At 59.3% G+C, this 20,648-nt stretch carries 25 protein-coding genes and 4 tRNA genes; 22 read left to right on the top strand and 7 right to left on the bottom strand.

Translation table 11 applies throughout. The features are described 5' to 3' along the window. Positions 1-4: 4 nt before the first annotated feature. Entirely contained in the window at positions 5-439 is a 435-nt protein-coding gene (locus tag ACYVHK_RS14790) for a hypothetical protein (RefSeq protein WP_460533562.1), read from the top strand. A 263-nt stretch (positions 440-702) separates the two neighbouring features. Here ACYVHK_RS14790 and ACYVHK_RS14795 read toward each other — a convergent pair whose 3' ends face one another. Beyond that, positions 703-1,005, bottom strand: a complete 303-nt coding sequence (locus ACYVHK_RS14795) for a hypothetical protein (protein ID WP_460533565.1) — start codon at positions 1,003-1,005, stop codon at positions 703-705. Positions 1,006-1,195: 190 nt separating this feature from the next. Then, the gene (locus ACYVHK_RS14800; protein WP_460533568.1) at positions 1,196-1,948 is read right to left on the bottom strand and encodes an SDR family NAD(P)-dependent oxidoreductase; all 753 of its coding nucleotides are present in this window, start codon (positions 1,946-1,948) and stop codon (positions 1,196-1,198) included. Between the two features lie 130 nt (positions 1,949-2,078). Here ACYVHK_RS14800 and ACYVHK_RS14805 point away from each other — a divergent pair, with 130 nt between their 5' ends. Together ACYVHK_RS14805 and ACYVHK_RS14810 are read left to right on the top strand one after the other, a co-directional pair. Next, positions 2,079-3,041 carry an AraC family transcriptional regulator gene (locus tag ACYVHK_RS14805; protein WP_460533571.1) on the top strand — a complete coding sequence of 321 codons (963 nt, stop codon included), beginning with the start codon at positions 2,079-2,081 and terminating at the stop codon, positions 3,039-3,041. A 205-nt stretch (positions 3,042-3,246) separates the two neighbouring features. Beyond that, the gene (locus ACYVHK_RS14810; protein WP_460533574.1) at positions 3,247-4,818 is read left to right on the top strand and encodes an ABC transporter substrate-binding protein; all 1,572 of its coding nucleotides are present in this window, start codon (positions 3,247-3,249) and stop codon (positions 4,816-4,818) included. On the opposite strand, the gene ACYVHK_RS14815 is transcribed toward ACYVHK_RS14810, so the two are convergent. Beyond that, positions 4,805-5,248, bottom strand: coding sequence for a MarR family winged helix-turn-helix transcriptional regulator (locus ACYVHK_RS14815; RefSeq protein ID WP_460533577.1), 444 nt, complete (start codon positions 5,246-5,248; stop codon positions 4,805-4,807). The genes ACYVHK_RS14810 and ACYVHK_RS14815 overlap by 14 nt on opposite strands. 119 nt (positions 5,249-5,367) lie before the next feature. On the opposite strand from ACYVHK_RS14815, the gene ACYVHK_RS14820 reads away from it, so the two are divergent. After that, a complete protein-coding gene (locus ACYVHK_RS14820; RefSeq protein ID WP_460533580.1) occupies positions 5,368-6,483 on the top strand; it encodes an HPP family protein in 1,116 nt (371 codons plus the stop codon). Between the two features lie 286 nt (positions 6,484-6,769). Here ACYVHK_RS14820 and ACYVHK_RS14825 read toward each other — a convergent pair whose 3' ends face one another. Next, positions 6,770-7,660: a LysR substrate-binding domain-containing protein gene (locus tag ACYVHK_RS14825; protein WP_460533583.1), complete on the bottom strand. Its 891-nt coding sequence runs from the start codon at positions 7,658-7,660 to the stop codon at positions 6,770-6,772. 113 nt (positions 7,661-7,773) lie between these two features. Between ACYVHK_RS14825 and ACYVHK_RS14830 the strand changes: the two genes are divergently transcribed. From ACYVHK_RS14830 to ACYVHK_RS14845, 4 genes are all read left to right on the top strand, one after another. Beyond that, complete coding sequence (locus ACYVHK_RS14830) at positions 7,774-8,106, top strand: carboxymuconolactone decarboxylase family protein (RefSeq protein ID WP_460533586.1); 333 nt, start codon at positions 7,774-7,776, stop codon at positions 8,104-8,106. A 1-nt stretch (position 8,107) separates the two neighbouring features. Further along, positions 8,108-8,518 (top strand): tautomerase family protein, encoded by a 411-nt coding sequence (locus tag ACYVHK_RS14835; RefSeq protein WP_460533589.1) that lies wholly within the window; start codon positions 8,108-8,110, stop codon positions 8,516-8,518. Then, a complete protein-coding gene (locus ACYVHK_RS14840) occupies positions 8,515-9,072 on the top strand; it encodes a DUF4865 family protein (RefSeq protein WP_460533592.1) in 558 nt (185 codons plus the stop codon). Before ACYVHK_RS14835 ends, ACYVHK_RS14840 begins: the two co-directional genes overlap by 4 nt. Positions 9,073-9,307: 235 nt before the next feature. Continuing rightward, positions 9,308-9,733 carry a hypothetical protein gene (locus tag ACYVHK_RS14845; protein ID WP_460533595.1) on the top strand — a complete coding sequence of 142 codons (426 nt, stop codon included), beginning with the start codon at positions 9,308-9,310 and terminating at the stop codon, positions 9,731-9,733. Positions 9,734-10,053: 320 nt separating this feature from the next. Here the strand turns inward: ACYVHK_RS14845 and ACYVHK_RS14850 are convergent, their stop codons facing one another. Further along, on the bottom strand, positions 10,054-10,305 hold the full coding sequence (locus tag ACYVHK_RS14850; protein WP_460533598.1) for an ACT domain-containing protein: 252 nt from the start codon (positions 10,303-10,305) through the stop codon (positions 10,054-10,056). Between the two features lie 1,010 nt (positions 10,306-11,315). On the opposite strand from ACYVHK_RS14850, the gene ACYVHK_RS14855 reads away from it, so the two are divergent. The 4 genes from ACYVHK_RS14855 (at position 11,316) to ACYVHK_RS14870 (ending at position 11,725) form a co-directional block, all read left to right on the top strand. Next, positions 11,316-11,391, top strand: a tRNA-Gly gene (locus tag ACYVHK_RS14855). A 34-nt stretch (positions 11,392-11,425) separates the two neighbouring features. Continuing rightward, positions 11,426-11,501 (top strand) — tRNA-Gly (locus ACYVHK_RS14860). 52 nt (positions 11,502-11,553) lie between these two features. Further along, positions 11,554-11,627, top strand: a tRNA-Cys gene (locus ACYVHK_RS14865). A gap of 13 nt (positions 11,628-11,640) precedes the next feature. Beyond that, positions 11,641-11,725: transfer RNA gene (locus ACYVHK_RS14870), tRNA-Leu, on the top strand. 49 nt (positions 11,726-11,774) lie between these two features. Here ACYVHK_RS14870 and ACYVHK_RS14875 read toward each other — a convergent pair. Together ACYVHK_RS14875 and ACYVHK_RS14880 are read right to left on the bottom strand one after the other, a co-directional pair. Continuing rightward, positions 11,775-12,809 carry a site-specific integrase gene (locus tag ACYVHK_RS14875; RefSeq protein WP_460533601.1) on the bottom strand — a complete coding sequence of 345 codons (1,035 nt, stop codon included), beginning with the start codon at positions 12,807-12,809 and terminating at the stop codon, positions 11,775-11,777. After that, a complete protein-coding gene (locus tag ACYVHK_RS14880; RefSeq protein ID WP_460533604.1) occupies positions 12,806-13,432 on the bottom strand; it encodes a hypothetical protein in 627 nt (208 codons plus the stop codon). Before ACYVHK_RS14880 ends, ACYVHK_RS14875 begins: the two co-directional genes overlap by 4 nt. 102 nt (positions 13,433-13,534) lie before the next feature. Here ACYVHK_RS14880 and ACYVHK_RS14885 point away from each other — a divergent pair, with 102 nt between their 5' ends. The 10 genes from ACYVHK_RS14885 to ACYVHK_RS14930 all read left to right on the top strand — a co-directional run bounded on the left by ACYVHK_RS14885 (position 13,535) and on the right by ACYVHK_RS14930 (position 20,415). Further along, complete coding sequence (locus tag ACYVHK_RS14885) at positions 13,535-13,720, top strand: excisionase family DNA-binding protein (RefSeq protein ID WP_460533606.1); 186 nt, start codon at positions 13,535-13,537, stop codon at positions 13,718-13,720. Beyond that, positions 13,717-15,108, top strand: coding sequence for a replication initiation factor domain-containing protein (locus ACYVHK_RS14890; RefSeq protein WP_460533609.1), 1,392 nt, complete (start codon positions 13,717-13,719; stop codon positions 15,106-15,108). The genes ACYVHK_RS14885 and ACYVHK_RS14890 overlap by 4 nt, the downstream gene beginning before the upstream one ends. Before the next feature lie 22 nt (positions 15,109-15,130). Beyond that, complete coding sequence (locus ACYVHK_RS14895) at positions 15,131-15,490, top strand: hypothetical protein (protein WP_460533612.1); 360 nt, start codon at positions 15,131-15,133, stop codon at positions 15,488-15,490. Continuing rightward, positions 15,490-15,690 (top strand): hypothetical protein, encoded by a 201-nt coding sequence (locus ACYVHK_RS14900; RefSeq protein ID WP_460533615.1) that lies wholly within the window; start codon positions 15,490-15,492, stop codon positions 15,688-15,690. Before ACYVHK_RS14895 ends, ACYVHK_RS14900 begins: the two co-directional genes overlap by 1 nt. Then, positions 15,690-15,854 (top strand): hypothetical protein, encoded by a 165-nt coding sequence (locus ACYVHK_RS14905; RefSeq protein ID WP_460533618.1) that lies wholly within the window; start codon positions 15,690-15,692, stop codon positions 15,852-15,854. The genes ACYVHK_RS14900 and ACYVHK_RS14905 overlap by 1 nt, the downstream gene beginning before the upstream one ends. A gap of 158 nt (positions 15,855-16,012) precedes the next feature. Further along, entirely contained in the window at positions 16,013-16,267 is a 255-nt protein-coding gene (locus ACYVHK_RS14910; RefSeq protein ID WP_460533621.1) for a hypothetical protein, read from the top strand. A gap of 196 nt (positions 16,268-16,463) precedes the next feature. Next, positions 16,464-17,843 (top strand): hypothetical protein, encoded by a 1,380-nt coding sequence (locus ACYVHK_RS14915; RefSeq protein ID WP_460533624.1) that lies wholly within the window; start codon positions 16,464-16,466, stop codon positions 17,841-17,843. Between the two features lie 3 nt (positions 17,844-17,846). Further along, on the top strand, positions 17,847-18,176 hold the full coding sequence (locus ACYVHK_RS14920; protein WP_460533627.1) for a DUF5455 family protein: 330 nt from the start codon (positions 17,847-17,849) through the stop codon (positions 18,174-18,176). Positions 18,177-18,185: 9 nt separating this feature from the next. Next, positions 18,186-19,199: a P-loop NTPase family protein gene (locus ACYVHK_RS14925; protein WP_460533630.1), complete on the top strand. Its 1,014-nt coding sequence runs from the start codon at positions 18,186-18,188 to the stop codon at positions 19,197-19,199. Continuing rightward, positions 19,180-20,415, top strand: a complete 1,236-nt coding sequence (locus ACYVHK_RS14930; RefSeq protein ID WP_460533633.1) for a type II secretion system protein GspD — start codon at positions 19,180-19,182, stop codon at positions 20,413-20,415. Before ACYVHK_RS14925 ends, ACYVHK_RS14930 begins: the two co-directional genes overlap by 20 nt. Positions 20,416-20,648 lie beyond the last annotated feature (233 nt).

Below are 20,648 nucleotides of genomic sequence, written 5' to 3' on the forward strand. Positions count from 1 at the left end.
CCTTGTGAAATCGCACTGCTCGACGATCCGTACCGCAGCGCCAAGATCAGCCAGCCGCGCCTTGGGCTGGCTGTTGCTGCTGCCGACCTTGCTCGCCGCCCCCGCGACGCTGGCGGACAGCTACCAGCGCAACCTGGAGACGCTACGCAAATTCGTCTCGGCAGACCCTGATCGCCTGGCCCGCAAGAATGCCCGGACCGGCGACTATCGCTTTCTTGCCCTGCGCGGTTACATCACCGTCGTACCGGCACTGAATCGCAATAACTGTGAGCTACCCGCCAAGGAAATCCGCTTCTTGCCCGGCAGCTCCCAGGACATGTGGGACAGTGCCCATACCAAGCTTGGCGACAAGGCCTATCACTTTGCGGAGCGCTACAACACCGCCATGATCCGCCTGCGTCCGGCCGCCATCCGCTATATCTGTACGCCACCTAAATAGCCCAGGTCGCGCCACGAGCCAATGTGGCTGCAAATACAGGCGACCATGCAAGGGGCTCAGGTAGCACAAGCTCCATCCGCGCCGCGATGGTCACGCCAGTACCTCGCACATCCGGCCGCACCCCACCGCCTTAATGGCGCTCCCCTGTCCCGAGCCTTCCCTCTGCTGACCAGCCCCCCCCCACGGACTCCAGGCCACCTCGCCGATACTGTCTTTAGCGCGCCGGCCAGGCAGTGAAAGCAAGTAAACAATGAGCGGCGATATCAGCCAAGCCGATGCCGACAGGTTTGGATAGACCAATCCACGGTAGTCTGGTCGATGGTTGCATGCACGGGTGAGCCGGATAGCTCGGTCATGATTCCAGCGGCAGCTTGCTGTCCTTCACGCACCGATTTCCACAACAGCATATCGATGACCCAGCCATCGTGACCCTCACAGATGCGCCGCAAGATGAAGCCTGGCTGGCATTGGAGCCATGCATCAACATCAACGTTTGCGGCGATGAAATCCTTGATTGTTATGCCTTTCGCCAGCTGAAAGGTCGTGATTTCCATAGCTTCATTCATGACGTCCTCCTTTGATCGTGGTGCGAGCGTGTTGCCAAGGCTTGCGGGCGAACTCCCGGCTATATCCATCGGGATCCAGCTGGTTGGCGGGGTAGTCGCGCGGGTCATCGTGAGGCCTCACCCCGGGGCAAACGTTATCTGCCGCACCGGCGGCCATCGCCGCCGCATTGGTGTGCGCGCCCGTGGACGATCAGATGACGTAACCGCCGGACACCTCGATATCCTGCGCGTTAATCCAGCCACTATCGTCGGTGAGCAGGGAGGTGATCACGCGGGCCACCTCCTCCGGTTCGCCAACCCGGCCCAACGCGGTCTGGGCGGACAGCAGCGCTTCGAATTCATCATTGAGGCCACCACCCAGCTCAGTACGGATGGGGCCGGGTGAGACCGAGTTCACGCGAATACCTTTCTCGCCGAACTCTTTGGCCATGTAGCGTGTAAGCACCTGCAAGCCGCCCTTGAACGAGGCGTAAGGCGCCACGCCAGCGGTAGCGACACGGGTGGTGGCGCTGGTGAGATTCACAATGCCGGCACCTCTGCCCAGCAGTGGCAGCAGCGTTTGCGTCAAAAAGAATGGAGCCTTGAGATGCACCTTGAAGAGGTCATCGAACTGAGCCTCGGTGACGGCGGTGATGGGCTGGAACAGGCCGTATCCTGCGTTGTTCACCAGACCCGCCAAATTCCCGGTGTTCCAGGTGGCGTCCAGCGCCTTTTCGACTTCCGTGCGGAAGGCAGCAAAGCGGGAAGCGTTGGCAACGTCCAGCGGTAACGCGACCACCTTGCCACCCTGTGACTCGATGTCGTGTACCACCGCACGCGCAGCATCCGGGTTGGTGTTGTAGGTGAGAATGACGCCGAGACCGCGTCGAGCTGCCTCCAGAGCCGTCTTGGCGCCGATGCCCCGGCTGCCGCCGGTAATAACGATGACTTTGCTGTTACTCATTTCAGACTCCTGACGTTCAGTGCTTGGGATGTTTGAAATGTAACGACGCGGCCGTTTTGAGGCGCAGCAGTTCCTGTTCGGTTCTTGCCTATTCCTGCCTATGGGTTTGCGGCGGGGATAGAATCCTGCCATGCAAGAACAACTCAACGAACTCCGGGTTTTGGCGAGCCGCGCGGAGAACCGTCCCACCGAGACGGGCATTCCACGTGTCTTCATGGTTCAGGGCGGCATTCCGGAACATGAACTGGCCGCTGTGTACGACCCCATGGTCAACCTCATCCTGCAAGGTGGAAAGACCCTGACCGTGGGCGAGCAGGCGCTGGACTATGATCCCGCCACGTATTTCGTCATGTCGGTAGGCCTGCCGGCTGCCGGGGCCGTCAGGCCGGCAGCGGACGGTTTGCCGTATCTGGCTGTCGCACTGACGCTGGATGCCGCAGTGCTGGCAGATCTCTTTTCTGTACTGCCCGACCCTACTTCGCCCAGCACCGCAGAACAAGGATTCTCAGTCGCGTCAGTGACGCCCGAGCTACTGGACGCCTGGGTACGCATGCTTCGACTGATGGACCGGCCTGCCGAAATTCCAGTCCTGGCCCCCGTCTTTGAGCGCGAGATCCTGTATCGCGTATTGCAGGGTCCGATGGGGTGGATGTTGCGCGATATCGCGACGCCCGACTCGACGCTGGCCCGTGTCAACAAGGTCATCCAGCGTATTCGCCGCGAGTTTGCCCAGCCCTTGGTCGTGGAAGCATTGGCTGAAGAAGCCGCGATGAGCGCGTCAGCCTTCCATCGGCACTTCAAGGCCATCACGTCCTTGAGCCCTCTGCAGTATCAAAAGCAGTTGCGCTTGCTGCAAGCCCGCAAGCTGTTGGTAATCGGAGGGCAAAACGTCACCAGGGTGGCATACGCGGTGGGCTACGACAGTCCGACACAGTTTAGTCGGGAGTACGGGCGGGCGTTTGGACTGCCTCCGGCCAGGGACGCTTTAAGGATCGCGGCCGCCATCAAGCAGCGCGCACTATCCAGCGGAATGGTAGCGAGAGATGCCGGTCGCAAGAATTCCGACTCGCCAGGGCTATCTGTTTTGAAGTGAGCGAACTACGGCGGTGGGACGGTGGCCGCCATCTGCTGTGTCTACCCCCTCCGTCGACCCGGTCGCGCCAAGGCCTATGTGGCGGCAAGTACACGCTGCGGCCATGCAAGTGGCGCTTGCAGCAACAAGCACCATCCGCTCCGCTATAGTCGCGCCGACACCGCGCACATCGTGCGCCCACTCACACTGCCTTACCGGAGCGATAATGTCCCGAGCCTTCAGCCTGCTGGCCAGCCACCTCCTGCTGGGTCTGGGCCTCAGCGCCCAGGCTGCCTCCACCCTCGTCGTCTGTACCGATGCCGCGCCTGAGAGTTTTGATATCGTGCAGACCGAGCTTGCGGTCAGCAACGATGCGGCCGGGATGACGGTGTTTGACCAATTGTTGCGCTTCAAGCCCGGCACGACCGAACTCATGCCCAGCCTGGCCAGTCACTGGGAAATCAGCAGCAACGGGCTGGACTACACCCTGCACCTGCGGCGTGGCGTGAAGTTCCACACCACGCCCTGGTTCACGCCCAGCCGCGACATGAACGCGGACGATGTGCTGTTCTCCATCAACCGCCTCTTGGACGAGCACCATCCTGCCCACGCCGTGGCCAAGTCCGGCTATGCCTACTGGGCCGGCATGGAGATGTCCAAGCTGATCAAGTCGATCAGCAAGATCGACGACTACACGGTGCGCTTCACCCTCAACCATCCCGAAGCACCGTTCCTGTCCGATCTGGCGATGTCGCCCATCGGCTCTGTCTACTCGGCCGAATACGGCCAGCAACTGATCAAGGCCGGCAAGCTGGAACTGCTCAACAGCCAGCCCATCGGCACCGGGCCGTTCGCCCTCAAGCGCTACCAGAAGAATGAACAGATCCGCTATAGCGCCCATACCGCTTACTGGGATGGTCGCCCCAAGGTAGACAACCTGCTATTTGCCATCACCGTCAACGACGATACCCGCGCACAGAAGGTAAAAGCGGGCGAATGCCTGATTGCCCTGCAGCTCAAGCCAACCGCAGCCGATACTTTCCGCAATGACCCGAAGACCGACGTGGTCAAGAGCACACCGTTGGCAACCGCCTTTATCTCGCTGAATACCCAACACCGTTTCCTCAGTGACGTCCGCATGCGCGAGGCCCTCTCCATCGCTATCGACAAGGACACCTACCTGCAGGTGATACGCGGCGGCATGGGCAAGGCCGCCGCCAATTTCCTGCCGCCGAGCATCTGGAGCCACGATGCCAGCCTGAAGAACCGACTGGATCGTGACAAGGCCCGCCAACTGGCCAAGGCGGCCGGCTACGACGGCAGCACGCTGCATCTGTTCGTGGACAATTCCGGCATCAGCGCTCGCGCGGGCGAACTGCTGCAAGGCGACTGGGCGCGAGCCGGCATCAAGGTGTCGGTCGAGGTCATGGAACTCAGCACGCTGTTCAAGCGCGGCGGCAAGGGCGAGCATGACCTGATGCTGATGAGCTGGTACGGCGACAATGGTGATCCGGATAATTTCTTCACGCCCAACCTGTCCTGCAACAGCGTGGGCAACAGCAACAAGGCGCAATGGTGCGACAAGCGCTTTGAAGACCTGATCACCGCAGCCCGCCAGAGCAACGACCAGAAGAAGCGGACCGACCTCTACCGCCAGGCCCAGAAACGGGTCTACGACGAAGTGCCAGTGATCCCGCTCACCTACTCGGTCGTGATCAACGCCGTCAGCAAGCGGATCAAGGGCTACGTGCCCAGCCCGCTCAACACCAGTGACTTCCGCAAGGTCAGCGTGGAGTGACACCGGACGACGATGCAGCCGTCGGGTCTGCATCGTTGAACGCCGTGATCTGCGCCACCTGGAAGGTATCCTGCAGCGAATGCAGTTCGGCCTCGTGCAGGGCCGCCAGGTGAGCCAGGTGCTGCGCCCCTTTCGGTAGCAGATGCACCTCGACCTGCCGCTTGTCGACCATGCTGCGACGTCGCTGCACCAGCCCGTTCTCTTCGCAACGCGTCAGCAGGGCCACCACCGCGTGGTGCTGCATCTGCAGCCGCTCCGCCAACTCCCCCACGGTTGCCCAATCCCGGCCGGGAAAGCCGCGCACATGCAGCATCAACAGATACTGCAACGGCGTCAGGCCCTGGGCCTTGGCCGCGCTTTCGCTGAAATGCAGGAAGCGCCGCAACTGGTAGCGGAACTCCGACAAGGCTTCGTACTGGGCTTTATTCAAGGCAGGCAAGGTCATGGCAAGCGGGGCAGACGGGGACTTGGGGAATATATCACTATGTGATGTATTTATTGCCGCTTACAATGCGCACCTGTTTGGTGCATTCATTGTTCGAGGTTATCGTGCGTCCCGCCCTACCCTGGTTACGCAGCTTCCTGCCCGCCCCCCTATTGGTCAGCCAAGGCGAGCGCTGGCTCAGCGCGCTGGGCGCCGGCCTGGGTCTCTTGTTGACGGAATTGACCAGCCGCTGGCTGCTGGGCGGCCACCAGCCGTGGTTTGTCGCTCCGATGGGAGCCTCGGCGGTCTTGTTGTTCGCCGTGCCAGCCAGCCCGCTGGCGCAACCCTGGTCAGCCGTCGGTGGCAATATGGTCTCCGCACTGATCGGCGTGGCCTGCGCCCAGTGGCTGCCCTATCCCATGCTGGCCGCTCCGCTGGCGGCGGCACTGACCATCGCGGCCATGTTCCCGCTGCGCTGCCTGCATCCTCCTGGCGGGGCCATGGCGCTGACGGCGGTAATCGGCGGTCCGGCCATCCATCAACTGGGCTATCAGTTCGTACTCTGGCCTGTCGCCATCAACTCGCTGCTGCTGGTGGTGCTTGCCGTCCTTTTCAACCGGTTTGCGGGACGTCGCTATCCGCATCACCCGCTCGAGCATGCCAAACCGCAGCAGACCAGCGACGCAGCGCCCAGCGTCCGGCTTGGCGTGACCGCTGCCGACGTAGCTGCCGCGCTCGCCGCCCATCGTGAGCTATTGGACATCAGCCAGGACGATCTCGAAAGCATCCTGCTGGACGCCGAACAGCGCGCCTACCGGCGCCGCTTTGGCGAGATCCGCTGTATCGATGTGATGTCGCGCGACCTGCTGTTTCTTCAGCCCGACATGACGCTGGCGCAAGCTTGGCGCCATATGGAAACGCATCGCATCAGCATGCTGCCGGTACTGGACGCGGATCGGCGCCTTCTGGGCATGCTGGCCTGGTCGGACTTCTTCCCGGCAACAAAGCCGGCACCGCGCACCGCAACCGCCCCGGCCATCGATGGCACCGTTTCCTCACTCATGCGGCCCGCCTCGCACTCGGCCAGCCCGGAGCAGCCCGTTGCGGCATGGATATCGGCATTTTCGGACGGTGTGCTGCACCATCTGCCGGTGCTCGCCGACGATGGCACGATGGTGGGCATGCTGACCCAGGCCGACCTGATAGCGGCGATGTTCCGCAGCAGCCTAGAACAGACATGAAAGTGGCAGAATGGGCTCATTGTTGCCAAGCCCACTGCCATGCCAGATCAACCGCCGCCTTATGGCGATCACGCCGATCGATTTGAAGCCCGGATACGCATCGCTTGCGGCGCCCTGCTGGGCTTACTAACGGCTATCCTGCTAGCCGTCACGGCCACTCAGCTGTCTGCGCTCGTGCTGATACCCGTCAGCATGGTACTCATCGCGCTCAGCGCGTATCTGGCACTTATCTACGGCGACGAGTTCTGGGGCTTCTTACTGCGTCTATTAAGATAGATACGAATTTTTAGGGATTACGCTGCAACGCCGGCATGCCCGCTAGGCTCTCCAGAATGATCTCGCCTAAACGCTTGGTCGCAAGCCCGGGCTCCGCCTCGGAGCGCAGCAGGCCAAGCCGGATATCCGGTAACGGCGGCAAGCTTGACTCGCCAGCCGGCAAGGCCTGCAATCGTTCGGGCAGGCCTATTCCTGTCCGTACGGTCACTCCCAGACCCGCAGCCACCGCCGCCCAGATGCCGCCAAGGCTGGGGCTGCTGAATGCCAGCCGCCACGGTATGCCCGCCTTGTCCAGGGCGGCGGTCGCGGCGCTGCGCATCAGGCATGGCGCCTCGAACATCACCAGCGGTAGCGGCTCTCCCGCCTGCCAGGACAAGGCATCCCACCCACCTGCTGGCACGATCCATTGCATCGCCAGCCGCCCCACCGGCTCTGTATGGGGCGCGGTGACGCCGGAATCCCAGGCTAGCGCGAGATCGAGCCGGCCGGCATTGAGCTGATCGAGCAAGTCCACATTGCGGGCAATCCTTGCCTCTATCTTGACCCGAGGATGGGCACGGGCAAACCGGCCCAGGACCTCGGGCAACAATCGCTCGCCAAAATCCTCGGGCATACCCAGCCGCACCCAGCCCGCGAGTTCGATGCCGCGCAGCGCGTCGACCGCCTCGTCGTTGAGCTCCAGCAACCGCCGGGCATAGGCAAGCAGACTCTCACCCGCTTCGGTCAGGGCCATGCCACGCCCGGCCTTGCGCAGGACCGGCGTACCCGCCTGCTCTTCCAGCTTCTTGAGCTGCGCGCTGACCGCCGAGGTCGAGCGTCCAAGGCGATCCGCCGCCCTGGCAAAGCTGCCCAGCTCCATGCCCAGTACAAAGCTGCGCAGGACGTCCAGATCAAAGTTCACGCGTCGCACACCAACCATCCCAAATAACTGAACTATCAATCAAAAACTTCCTGATATTCAGAACCATCCTGCAGCGCTATGTTTGCACTGTCAATCACAGCCGGAGTCACGACATGCCACCTACCACCTTGGGCCAACACGCCATGGGCAGGATAGCGCCCAAGCTGGCCGAGCTGACCGACGAGGTCCTGTTCGGCGACATCTGGGAGCGGAGCGAGCTGTCCAAGCGGGACCGCAGCCTGATCACGGTGGCCGCACTGATCGCGCTCAATCGCACCGAGCAACTACCCTTTCATCTGCAGCGCGCGCTGGACCATGGCGTGCATCGTGCCGAACTGGCCGAACTCGCGACCCACCTGGCTTTCTATGCTGGCTGGCCGGTCGCGGCATCCGCCGTGCGCCTGCTACAGGCGCTGGATCAATCCACCCCGCAACCGGAGTCCTGACATGCCTTACGCCCGTATCTCCCTGCTCAAGGGCAAATCGCCCGACTACCTGCGCGCCCTCTCCAACAGCTTGCACCTCGCCCTGGTCGAGAGCTATGAAGTGCCGGCGGATGATCGCTTCCAGACCATCCATCAGCATGAACCGGAGGAATTGATCTTTGACCGCCACTATATGGGTGGCCCTCGCAGCGATGATTTCCTGCTGATCCATCTGGATACCGGCCGCGACCGCTCGACCGCTACCAAGCAAGCCTTCTATCGCCGCCTGGTGGAACAGCTGGCGATCGCGCCGGGCATTCGGCCGGAAGATGTCATGGTGGTGATCAGCACCGCCCGCTCGGAGGACTGGTCCTTCGGTGGCGGCCGCGCAGGCATTGGCCAGGGGACGGTAGTCGGGGAGATACAACCATGATTGCCATGCAATACAGCTTCATCCTGCCGGCCAACTACGATATGGCACTGATCGATCAGCGCATCGCCCAGAACGGCCATAAGTTCGACGGCTTCCCCGGTTTGCGCTTCAAGGCCTTCCAGAGCAGCCGCAAGCTCGCCGGCCAGGTGCGCGACAACCGTTACGCCCCTTTCTATCTATGGAACAGCCCCGAGGCGATGACGCACTTTCTCTCGAGCGACGGCTTTGCCGCAGTGTGCGAAGCCTTTGGCCGACCGTCGATCGATATCTGGCCAGTCTGGCGCGCCAACCTGTCCGGACAGTTAGCCGAAGCGCGCTACGCCAGCCGCGACGTCCTGCCGATATCGGACGGTACGCATCTGAATATCCTCCGGGAACGCGCCGGCGAGGACGCCGACCGGCAGCTCGGACGAGACGGCGCACTTGCCGTGGTGACCGCCGTGGACCCTGCCAACTGGCGACAACTGCGTTATACGCTTTGGCGAGATCGGGTTGAGCGCGCAGAGGCAGATAGCCTACAGCTATACGATATCGGTCATATGGCCCTGCCCTGATTAGCGATCAGCCTCCACGCCCAGCCCGCCAACGCGGGCTTTTTTTGTTGCCCGGCGTCATCGCACCACAGATGACACATTAGCTTAGGCAGGCCATTCGATTAGCTATCGACAATGAATTTTCACACAATACCATTTAGCTATTGACTTAATATTAACCAAATAGCTAAACTTCAGGCATCCTATTCATCCAGCCGGCGCCATTCACCTCCGCGCCCCTCAACAGGAGTCCCGTATGCATGTCTTCGCCGAAATCAGCCAGCAACTGGATCGCGCCAGCGGCGAACTGGCTATCGATAACCGCCTGGCCGACCTACGGCAGATTGCCCGCCTCGCCGACCGCCAACTGCAAAGCCAGCTGTCTGAAATCGAGCGCCTGCAACGCGTCATGAGTGGCGTGCGCTGGCCAGACCCACGCATACACGATCTGGAAGCCGGCCTGCGCGCGGCCCAGTCGGAGCACCGCCGTCTCGCGAGCTTGTCCCGCCGCGCCGGCCAGCGAGCCAACCACTATCAACGGGAAGTCTGGCAGCCCGCCATGCTCAGCCCGGTCACCGTGAGCAAGACCCGCAGCCAGTCACAGTCCATCTGCCAGGCCAGCCTTGGCCGGGAACAGGCTTATGCCCAGCGGCGCGGCACCAGCTACCGCAGCGGGGATTGAGATGACAATCTATATCGTGGCCCACTGGCAAAACGGAACCCTTAGCGACACGACCCGCCGCCTGCTGGCGGCCGGATGCCGGCAGATGCAATGGCGCCAGAGCCGCGCCGGACTGCTATTGGTCGCCCAATCATGAAGCCCGCACCACCGCGGCAGGCCCCTGACAGCCCATCTCCCTGGCGATCCGCGCTGGTCGCCGGTATCTGGCTGATGGGGTGGCTCAGCTGTTCCGCACTGATCGCCTGGATGGAACCCTGAGCCGACCCCCAGACGTCCGTCGACGCGCCTTACGCCCCCCCTGCCTGCTCAGTGCCTAGCCCTTACAAGGCAATGCGCACACCTTCGCCTTGCACGGCCAGGGAACGCACCTCGGCCAGCTTGGCCAGTTGCGCTACCAGACCAAAGGCCGGACGGCTGCTTTCCAGCTCCAGCAGCACCTCCATGCGATCACTCGCTTCAGGCATCTGGGCTTCGACCCGTCGCACCGCATAGCCACGGTGGCGTACCACGCGCAGCACACGCTCCAGAGCATCGCTGTTGTTGTCCACACTCATCGTTAGTTGCTTGGGCATATCGTTCTTTCTGGCAGGGTTGGGGCAAGCCCCAAAAGCACAAAGCCCCCGATCTTTCGACTCGGGGGCTTTGCTGGATTCTGGCGTCTGGGTGTCTGACTTACTGCTGGCATCCCATTCGCGCAACCGACATCGCGCCCCATGATGGTTTCATCATGGTGCGTTTAATGGTGGTAGTGCGCAGGGCGGTTACGGCGTAGCTCATGGGTGTTGCAATGCAATATGAATTTGCAGATGCCTTGACTGTAACTGCTGCCCTGCTCGCTGGCAAGTGCCCCCATCTGGCGCAAAAGCATTCTCTTATGTTCCAGAAAAGTGCATCTGCCACCCGCATGCACCGCAGCAAACCCACAGCTCAAAGGTGCGCTGAGTAACCCACCTTAACTTACGCAGGCCTTACCGAAAATCCAAACCGCCGTTTTCACATTCAATATCAATAACTTATAAAACCATTAGGAACTCCCCCTGGCAAACCCGCACAAGGCTGGCACGGTTGCTGCATTGCACTATCCGTCTCCCGGCTTTTGCGAGCCGGATCACTCCAGATTCGTTGGGGAGTCTGATTGGGGGCCCAAACCTGCCTTAGCAACAGGTGGATAGCTCCGGGGTGCGCAGTCTGCTGCCACCTCTAGAACACAGGCGTTCTTGTCCGGTCTTCCGGCGGGAACGCCTCTTTTTTTGCCCCTTGCTTGCCCGCCAGCTACTTGCAGCCCCTTCCTTATTGATCTACGCCGTGCCGAACCTGGGTGGCCAAGGTGTTTCTGCAGCGGATTGCAAATCCGTCTACAACAGTAGCTATGCCTCGCGCCCCGGGTAGCCGATCAGGCTGCGGCACACTTGTACACGTCACGCAGAAAATTTTCGGGCTCGTTTTCTTACGGAACAGCGACTTAGCAAAACACCCTGGCCAGCCCGGTAAAATCTTCGTCACAATTGCTTGACAGCATTTTTTCGGTGCCTATAATGGCGGCTCTTCGTAACACACGAAGCGAAACAAAGCAGCAAACGAAGCGGGAGTAGCTCAGTTGGTAGAGCGCAACCTTGCCAAGGTTGAGGTCGAGAGTTCGAGACTCTTCTCCCGCTCCAAATTGCTAATTTGTTCGCCAGTGTGTCATGAAATGCGGGAGTAGCTCAGTTGGTAGAGCGCAACCTTGCCAAGGTTGAGGTCGAGAGTTCGAGACTCTTCTCCCGCTCCAGATTAAAAGAAAAAGGGAAAGCATGACTTTCCCTTTTTCGTCTGTGGCTAACGGCGGGTTAGCAAAGTGGTTATGCAGCGGATTGCAAATCCGTCTACATCGGTTCGATTCCGGTACCCGCCTCCACTACCCCCTATCCGCCCGGATGGTGAAACTGGTAGACACAAGGGACTTAAAATCCCTCGGCGCAAGCTGTGCCGGTTCGATTCCGGCTCCGGGCACCATCTAAGTATATGAATTTAAAAGGACTGCGAAAACTTCGCGGTCCTTTTGTCATTCTGGCTTCCGACGTTCTTCCGACGCAGATATTTGGAAGTACAGCGGATTCAGGAGCTTGGCCTCCTGCAAATGATCGGGCGCGAGGTGCGCATACTTCATGGTCATCGTCAGCGTTGAGTGCCCAAGTACCTTTTGCAGAACGAGGATGTTGCCGCCATTCATCATGAAATGGCTGGCAAAGGTATGGCGCAACACGTGGGTCGCTTGCCCCTTCGGCAACACGATCTCGGTCGCATCGAGCAAATCGCAGAACGTGTTATACGATGGGCCGAACAACCGGTTTCCTTCCCCATGCGCCTTATGGTGCGCATTGAGTTCGCGCTCAAGCTCCTTTTGGATCGGCACCGCTCGCGTCTTACCAGACTTCGTCATCGCGAACTGGATTACGCCATGTCGTACCTGGTTCGTGGTCAGGCGCTCAGCCTCGCCCCATCTTGCGCCGGTCGCTAAGCAGACCTTGGTGATGACCTTCACATGCGGATTCGCCGACTGCTCTACTCCGGCCAACAAGACGTCGATCTGCTCGCGCGTCAGGAACGACAGCTCCCGCTCAACAATCCTATAGGCTCGCACTGTCTTCAACGGATTGGGCTTCGACCACTGGCCTAGCCGTACCAGCTCCTGAAACACAGCCCGGAGATAAGCGTGGTCATGATTGACCGTGTTCATCGAAACGCCAGCCTCAAGACGCTGGGCACGAAAATCCGCAAAGTCCTCGGCAGTGAAATTGGCCGCCAACGGATCACCCATCGCTTCGCACATCGCCTTCAGCTTGCCGAAACGACTCGTGCCGCTGCGTAACGCTCGGCCATGGGCCTCGTACCAACTGTTCACCAGGTCGGAGAGGCGGCGTTTGTCCTTAGCTGCCGGCTTCCACTCGGGATCTTCGGCATGCTTAGACTGGACGTAGACGACGAACTGTTTGGCTTCGGCTTGCGTATCAAAGATGCGCTTGAACTGCGGGCCAGTTCTGCCGCCAGGCTGAACGTTCACAGCCCACTTCCCATCTGGTCGTTTCTTGATGCTCATGCCAGCGGTAACCTCTTGGCCACGAACTCATAGCGAGCATTCAGTGCGCATATCTTCTCGCGAATGGTTGCAAGCTCCTTTTCAAACTCGAATTGATGCCCTAGAACCAAGCGCCACGCTTCGGGAGACTCAAGGTCATTCTGATTTTGATATGCATAGTCTTCGTGGCCGACAGCCCAGTATTCTTCATGCCCTTCCACTACTGCCCTAAGGGCATCAATCGCATCAACGCATTTACGAGCAGCCTCCTCCATTTTCTTTTGCTTCAGCATGAGCCAGTGGTACTCCCCTTGGACGCTCTCCAAGGTTCGCCCTTCCAGGCGCCATCCCAAAGCGTTTTGCGCGTCTAGGCTGATGATTCCGGATAGCTTTTGTGGAATTAGGCCTGCTTCTACAGCTTTTCGCGTGTATTCCTTCCTTTGCGCTTCCGTAAGCGTCCTTTTCCCGCAGCAGTATCGGCTCCAGCGATTTCCCGCAGGCGATTCGTCTATCTTAAGCGCCTCTTCAATCTCAGCATTTGTTCTTCCACTCACCTGCTTCATGGCCACTGCATAGGCCATGGATAGTTCCCTAGCCGTCTGGCTAACTCTCGGCTTCCGCGCTCGCTTCTCGATGTTGTCCATGTACAAGTCCAGTTAACTAGCTTTCAAGGGGAGAGATCTCTTTTATCTGGCCTTTTAGTTATCTAAATAGGCCAGATAAAGTCTAGTCCATGTTTGGCTAGCATGGGAAGCCCTGTGGACCTCATCTTCGTTCCCTTTTTGACCCGCGCTCGGTTTGCCGAGCTTGTAGGCATCACAGAAGACACCCTTGAACGGTGGATCCGTGACGGTCGCATCCGCACCCATCGAATTGGTAAACGGTCCTTGGTGGACATGCGCCAATGGCTCGCCGACGAGCGAGGCGCATGATGAACTCGAAACGCCTCGACCACGGTATCGATCAGCGCGAACTGGCCTCACGCCTAGGCGCAAACCGCGAAGCCACTGCTGCTGCCTGCGAAGCCGAATGGGCTCGCATCCAGGCCGCCATGCAACCTCTCTCGATTCAGCAGGCTTGTGAACTCACCCGGACAGGGTTAGCCGCGGCGGCGGTATCGGGTGCGCAAGAGCCGGCAGATGGTGCCAGGGCGTACCACGCGCAGCGTGGGCGCACTGGTGCCGATGCCGGCGCAGCCGCCGCCCCTACAGTAATCACGGGGGGAGCGGAAACAATCGAGCCGATGCGGCTTGTGCTGAGTGACGGGAAGTTGAAAGAGGTTTTGGTTCGAGTGCCGGGCAGGGGGCAGACGGCCATCATCGATTGGATCAACGTCACCTTTCATGCCTCGACCTGCTGGGAACGGCTGGGTGCGACGACGCCACAGAACCGCGACATGGTGATCTCGTTGTCGCACAAGCTCCGCAGCATCGGCGGGGATGCATGGGTCGTAACCCGCCAGTGCGAAAAAGGCCGAAATTTCTACCACGAAGCCTACGAAATTGGTGACGGCCTGGGCTTCGTCTGCATTGGCGGCCAGCGCGATACGATGCTGGTGATGCTCAACAGCCAAGCCCTGACGACTGCCAGCGAAGGCTGGCAAGCCAAGCTGTATGACTTCCTCACCCACGTCGCCATCCAACCGCGCCTGACGCGCGTGGACGTGGCGCATGACGACTTCACCGGCGAGCGCTACACGGTAGACCGCGCGCTGGAGGACTACGAAGCCGGCCTGTTCGTCTGCCATGTCATGCAGCCCGATTGCGAGCGGCGCGGCAATTGGCACAAGCCTAATGGCAAGGGCCGTACTGCCTATATCGGCCATCGTGCCAACGGGAAGTACTGCCGCGTCTACGAGAAGGGCATGCAGCTCGGCTCGCCTGAGTCGCCCTGGGTGCGGATCGAAGTCGAATTCAAAAGCGTGGATCGCGTGATCCCGTTCGAAATCCTCCTGAATCCCGGCGAATACCTCGCCGCCGCCTACCCCGCCTTCGCCTGGATCGACGAGCACCAAACACGCATCGAGACCTACAAGCGCGAAGCCAACACCAGCTATCAAACCATGCTTGCTTGGCTCAAACGCCAATGCGGCCCTGCCCTGGCCTTTGCTGAGCAAGTCGAAGGCTCCGCATCCGCCGTGCTCGAACTGGTCCGCCGCGATGACACACCGCGCCGTATGAAGCGCTACGTGCTCGACGTTGCGCACGAAACCATCGAATCCCTCACGCCCGTCGCCCACTCGCTCGAAGAACTAGCCGAGATGGCGTTCCCCGAATCTCCACGCCACCCGTCGCTCCCGGCCGACGGGGCCATGGCTTAGATGCCGGTAGGAATCAAAGCCAATGTTCGCATTCGAAACCCCCAAGCAAGTCGTCAAAGCCACCGTATTGGGCATCAAGTCCTTTTCCGGGGATATCGACGGCAGCCACATCGACACTGCAAGCATCTTCGTTATCACCCCGCTCGACGACACGCGCGGTACCGCCAAGGGCTATGCCACGGTCGAGTACAAAGCAGGCACCTCGGAAATTTTCCAGAAGGTTAAGCACCTCCCCTTTCCGCATGAGGCTGAACTGGTGATCGAGAACGTCACCAGCGGCAAGGTCGTGAAGACAGTAGTGCGCGACTACAAGCCCGTCGTGCAGCAGAACGCCGGCAAAGTCGCCGAGGTCGTCGCAGGCAAGGGTGCCAAGGAGTTCTGATGCTCACCCATGCCTTCATCGTCCAAGACAAGGAAACGGGCCTGTTCCTGTATCCCCACAAGGAGGGTGATGTGGGCTACACGCGGCTCGTGACAGAGGCGGGTGTATTCGACGACGTGGAGTCAGCGCTGGCCACGGCCGACGATTACCTCCACCGCGGCGAATACGTGATCTTCGAGTTCTGGTGCCAGGTGCACTGATGACCTCCGATCAGGCTCAACAGCTCATCGACTTACTTGCCGCCATCAAGGCGTTTTTTGAACCCGTTGGCGGTATCGCGTCGTTCCTTCTAGCTCTGGGTTTTCTGCTGTCGTTCGCTCATGGCTTCAATGCCGGCAAGGGGTCTAGCAATCGTGAAATTTGATCCCTCGTCGGTAGCGCAATTTTTTGCCGCGCTGTTTACGGCGTGGGCAATCGGCTGGGTCGTCGGTTTTACCGTGTCCTGGGCCAGGCGATTTCTGGGCGACTTGTCCCAGGACTCGTAGTTCCGCAGTACCACCTCAACCTCAAAAGGAGCTTTTTATGAAGACCAAGCTACAAGCCCTGATCTCGCTGGCCAATCGCCAGCACACCCGCATCGCTATCCCCGCCATTGCAATCCTGGCCGGCGTTGCTGCACATGCCGACACCGCAGATCCGCTCGGCGCAGCCATCGACGCGCTGATCTCCGGCGTGATGACCGGTGTCGGCACTACGTTCGCCAAGATCGTCCCGCTGCTCGTGTTGGTGTTCGGGATGGGTTTCGCCTGGCGTTGGGTGAAGAAGGGTGCCAAGTAATTTCTGCACTGCTGGCCTGGTGAATCACCAGGCCATTTTTTGATTTGAGGCTGCGATGCGCTATCGGAAATTAGTCGTCACCATAACCCTTATGTGCCTACTGCCAGGACTGTTTGGTTTTGGCGTCATTTGCCTCATGCCTGGCATCAACATAGCCTGTGCGGCCGCCGGGGCTTGGCTAATTACTGGTACTAACATGCTGATCGCGGATGTTGCGATTGGCCTTACCGGAGTCCTCTCAGGCGTACTTTGGTATGAGTGCAATGGTTTCACCAGCTTCACATCTTGCAAATCAACAGCTCAACCCAGCACGAGCGGATTCAACCCTAATCAGCCGATGAAGGTAGACCTTCGGCCTGATGCAAAACGTCAAAACCCTGATCCGAGCAAATTTAACGACCCAACACCTACGTCACGCGACGTAACCCCGAAGGCCGCTATTCCAACAAACAAGCAGGGTGGATCACTGGCGCCATCTAGCTACCCAGATCTTGTTCGTAGCGTTGGTGGTGCAGGAATGTCGCGTTGGTATATCAACGGTTCAAGCGGCCAAAGTGCCCTTCAGGATCGCCGGTTCAAGATACTGGTGGCTACCGATCCTTCAAACCCCAAGGCAAACAACTCCTGTCCGTCAGCCACGACACAACAGGATCAACTGGGTGGCGGGTGGACTCCCGGCTGGTGTGGGTCTGTAGATGGCACTAACTACCTTGTTGGCTACCAAATTCAGGATCAAACCTGTGACGCTGGCTATGTGCTTGGTAGCAGCGGATGCACTTTGGCGGTTCCTTCCGCTGTGCGGAAGCCGACTGGCACTACTTGCGAAATACTCTGGGACAGCACCGCAAAGAAGATGCTTTTTGATGCGGCAAACCCCGCGTGCGATGGCCTAGCTCAGCGTCTTCAAAGCGGCGATAGCAGCAACCCGCAGAAGCTGACCACGACCGGAATTGATGCTGGGGGAAACCGGGAAGGTTGGTCCGTTACTCCAAACAGCGACGGTGGGTTCACGATATGCCAGGACAAGGGCGCGTCAGGTTCAATGACCTGTGTGAAGACTGGCCCCTACGACCCTGGACAGAACGGCTATCCACCTTCATCGACAACCCAGACTGGTGGTGGCGGTATCGTCGGGCCATCCAATGGAAACACACCTGGCAACACTGGTTCCTCAGCGACAGGTCCCGCATGTGGCGGTGCTGGTCAGCCTCCTTGTGCAATTGACGATAGTGGCTTCAAGGGCGCCGGCATCGATCACACGTCCCTTGATAACGCAATCAATGCGCTGCCCGACGCTTACAACCATAGCGTCACAAGCAACAACAACGACCATGGTATCGAGACGTCCCAGTACTGGACCGATTTCCGCTTCGGCCTAGCCAGCGTTGCATGTGAACCGATCGTCATTGACCTCGGCTACTTGTCCAGTAGCGCAGGTTCGCTGTCTCTAGACGTATGCGAAAACCCCCTGGTTGTAATCGGCAAGCAGGTAGAAGCCTTCCTGCTGTACGTCTTCACCGTCGCTTACATCTGGCGCCGATTCATGTCGTCGGAAATTCCAACTGCTACGGATTGAGCTATGCCATTCCTTGCCCTGTTTCTCGAAGGCGTCTTCGGTGCGTTGGTTGCCGCATTCGCCAATTGGCTTGGCAAACGAGCCGCAGTTTTTGTCGCAGCAATGACAGTGTTCCTCGCTGCACTGGCCGCACTGTGGGTGGCCATTCGTGGCCTGATTGCTGGCCTCATGGTCGTCATTCCAAACAGTGGCCTCACACATTGGCTGCTGGTCGGCCTCAATCTCGTCCTACCTGCAAACTGGGAAGTCTGCTGCTCGGCCATGGTCGCAGCGGATCTGGCTGTCTATCTCTATCGCTGGAACATGGCTCATGTTCTCCAGCCGACTGTATAGGGGACACAAATGCCAGTCTGGGCCGTAACCGGCAAGCTAGGCGGGGGCAAAACTCTCTATGCCGTATCGCAGGCACGAGAACGCCTACTCAAGGCGCATAGGGTTGCCGCCAACTTCGATATTTTCGCGGAGTCGTTCGCGCATCCCTGGCGGGACGAAAGCGATATCCAGTTGCTCCGTATTCCGGACTCTCCTGCGTTGCGAGACCTACAGGCCATCGGCATCGGCAATCCAACAACCGACGAAACGAAAAACGGTTTGCTCATCCTGGATGAGTGCGGGGCGATTCTGAATGCCCGTACCTACAACCAGAAAGGCCGCGATGAGCTAATCAAGTGGTTCTTGCACAGCCGCAAGCTTGGCTGGGACGTGGTGTTCATCGTTCAGAACGTCGCGCTGATTGATAAGCAGATTCGCGAGGCGCTGATCGAGTATGGCGTGACAGTACGTCGTATGGACCGCCTCAACATCCCAGGCCTTTCCGCCATCGGCATCAAACTTAAGCTGCCGCGTGTGCATGTGGCGGTTACCCGTTACGGCCTCGATCGCAACGCCGTTATCGCCGATCGCGACTTTTTCCGCGGCAGTGATCTGTTCGAAGCCTATTCCACACGGCAGCTGATCGACCTCGATCACGAAGTCGGCGCGATCGATCTCGTTATCCACGAGGGCGCGAGTTGCGTCCTACCCCCTTGGCATCTGAAAGGACGTTTTATGTCGAAATTTGCACTGGTCAAACCTTACGCACGCTCCGCTCTTGTCGCGGGCCTGGTCATCGGCTCTGTTGCGATTACTGCCGCGGGCTGGGTCGCAGGCTATCGAAAGCAAGAGTCGGTTAAGACTGCCGCAGCAACCGAGAACGCCATTGAAGATCTGGTCGGGGTTGTGAGGGCGCCCACAGGCACGCTGTCATTCTTGGATAAGACCGGGCATGTTCATCAGACCTTCGATGTGACGGTTGTGGGCGGCGATTACTACGTGAAGTTGGAGGATGGTTATTCCCATGTTCTTCATACTCACTAGGCTGTCCCTGGTTTTTGTACTCCTCCTGGTCTCGCCTCTTACGAAAGCCGGCGATGTGGTCCAACGTCCGCAGGCTGGGTACGCTTTTAATCTCAACGCGGTACCGTTGCCTCAGGTGCTTACCCTAGTCTATGGCGAGGTTTTACATGAGCCATACCTGCTGGATGACAGCATAAAAGGCGCTTTGGTAACCCTGAACCTAAAAGGGGCCGAACCAGAAGCCGTGCGTCAGGTACTTGATGCTTATCTGGCGGGCAGAGGTGTCCGCCATACGATCAAGAGCGGTGTCCATGTTTTCGACGCCGGTTCTGGTGCAGCATCGGGGACGCCAGCAAAGCCCGGATCAGGCGTAAGCGATGCGGCTCTCCCACACGAGAGCTCCCCGCCCAAGCCAGACGCCCAAAGTGCCTTTCTGTTTCGAAGCCACAATCGGCCCGTAGGCGACCTGGCAAAGGTGCTGGGCTCCATCCTCGCTGGCGGCAGTGTGCAAACGATTGCTGACGACAGCGTGCTGCTGGTGGGCAACCCAGAACGAGTGGCGCTCGCACGTACCATTGCAGAGCAGTACGACCAACCGGTAGATGAATTGTCGGTGCGGGCCTCGATCGTCGAATACACCGCCACAAGCGATGACGGCCAAGGCTTGGCCGGGGCGCTAAAGGTTCTGGGTGGTCGGCTTTCGCTTCAATTCGGAGATAGCCCGCTTGCCAACGCACTCAGCCTAAAAACTGGAAGTGTAGATGCTGTCCTATCGGCTCTATCGCAGGACAGCCGATTCAGCATTCTGGACACAAGCACGTTGCGCATTGTGAGCGGCAAGCAGGGCCAGTTGAACGTCGGCCAGGATGTGCCCGTGCTGGGGCAGATCACTACGGACAATACCGGCAAAGCCCTTCAGTCCGTCACCTACAGGCCGAGCGGGCTAATCCTCAGCATCAAGCCCGTGAAGGTGGGCAATACGGTGCATGCGAATGTCCATCAAACCCTATCGTCGTTTGCCGTCACCAAGACCAGCAACATCGACAGCCCAACGCTGCTCAAGCGCGACCTTGAGACTGACCTGACAGCGGAATTTGGGGAACTGGTCATCATCGGTGGACTGGATGAACAGCAAGTCACCAAGGCATCCGGCGGGTTGCTTGGCTGGCGATTTTCTAACAGCAACACAAGTAGCAAAACCACTCTTCTGTTACTTCTTCAATTTAATAGGGTTTAGTTATGAAAATTGCGTTCCAAGTAACCTGTCCAAGGGGCTGCTTGGCTAGAGCCAATCCGATAGCGCGGCCTCTTGGAGTCGGTGTTGATGCACGGATGATTGCTCGGTTCTCGGGGAATGTGCGTTAACGCACATTCCAAGTTTTCATTTAAATATCAAAGCACTACATCTTTTATTCATTTTGCATATCTTCAATATTAAGCATCTGACTAGCAAGAATGCCAAGCCTGTGC

Source organism: Chitinimonas naiadis (assembly GCF_054780835.1).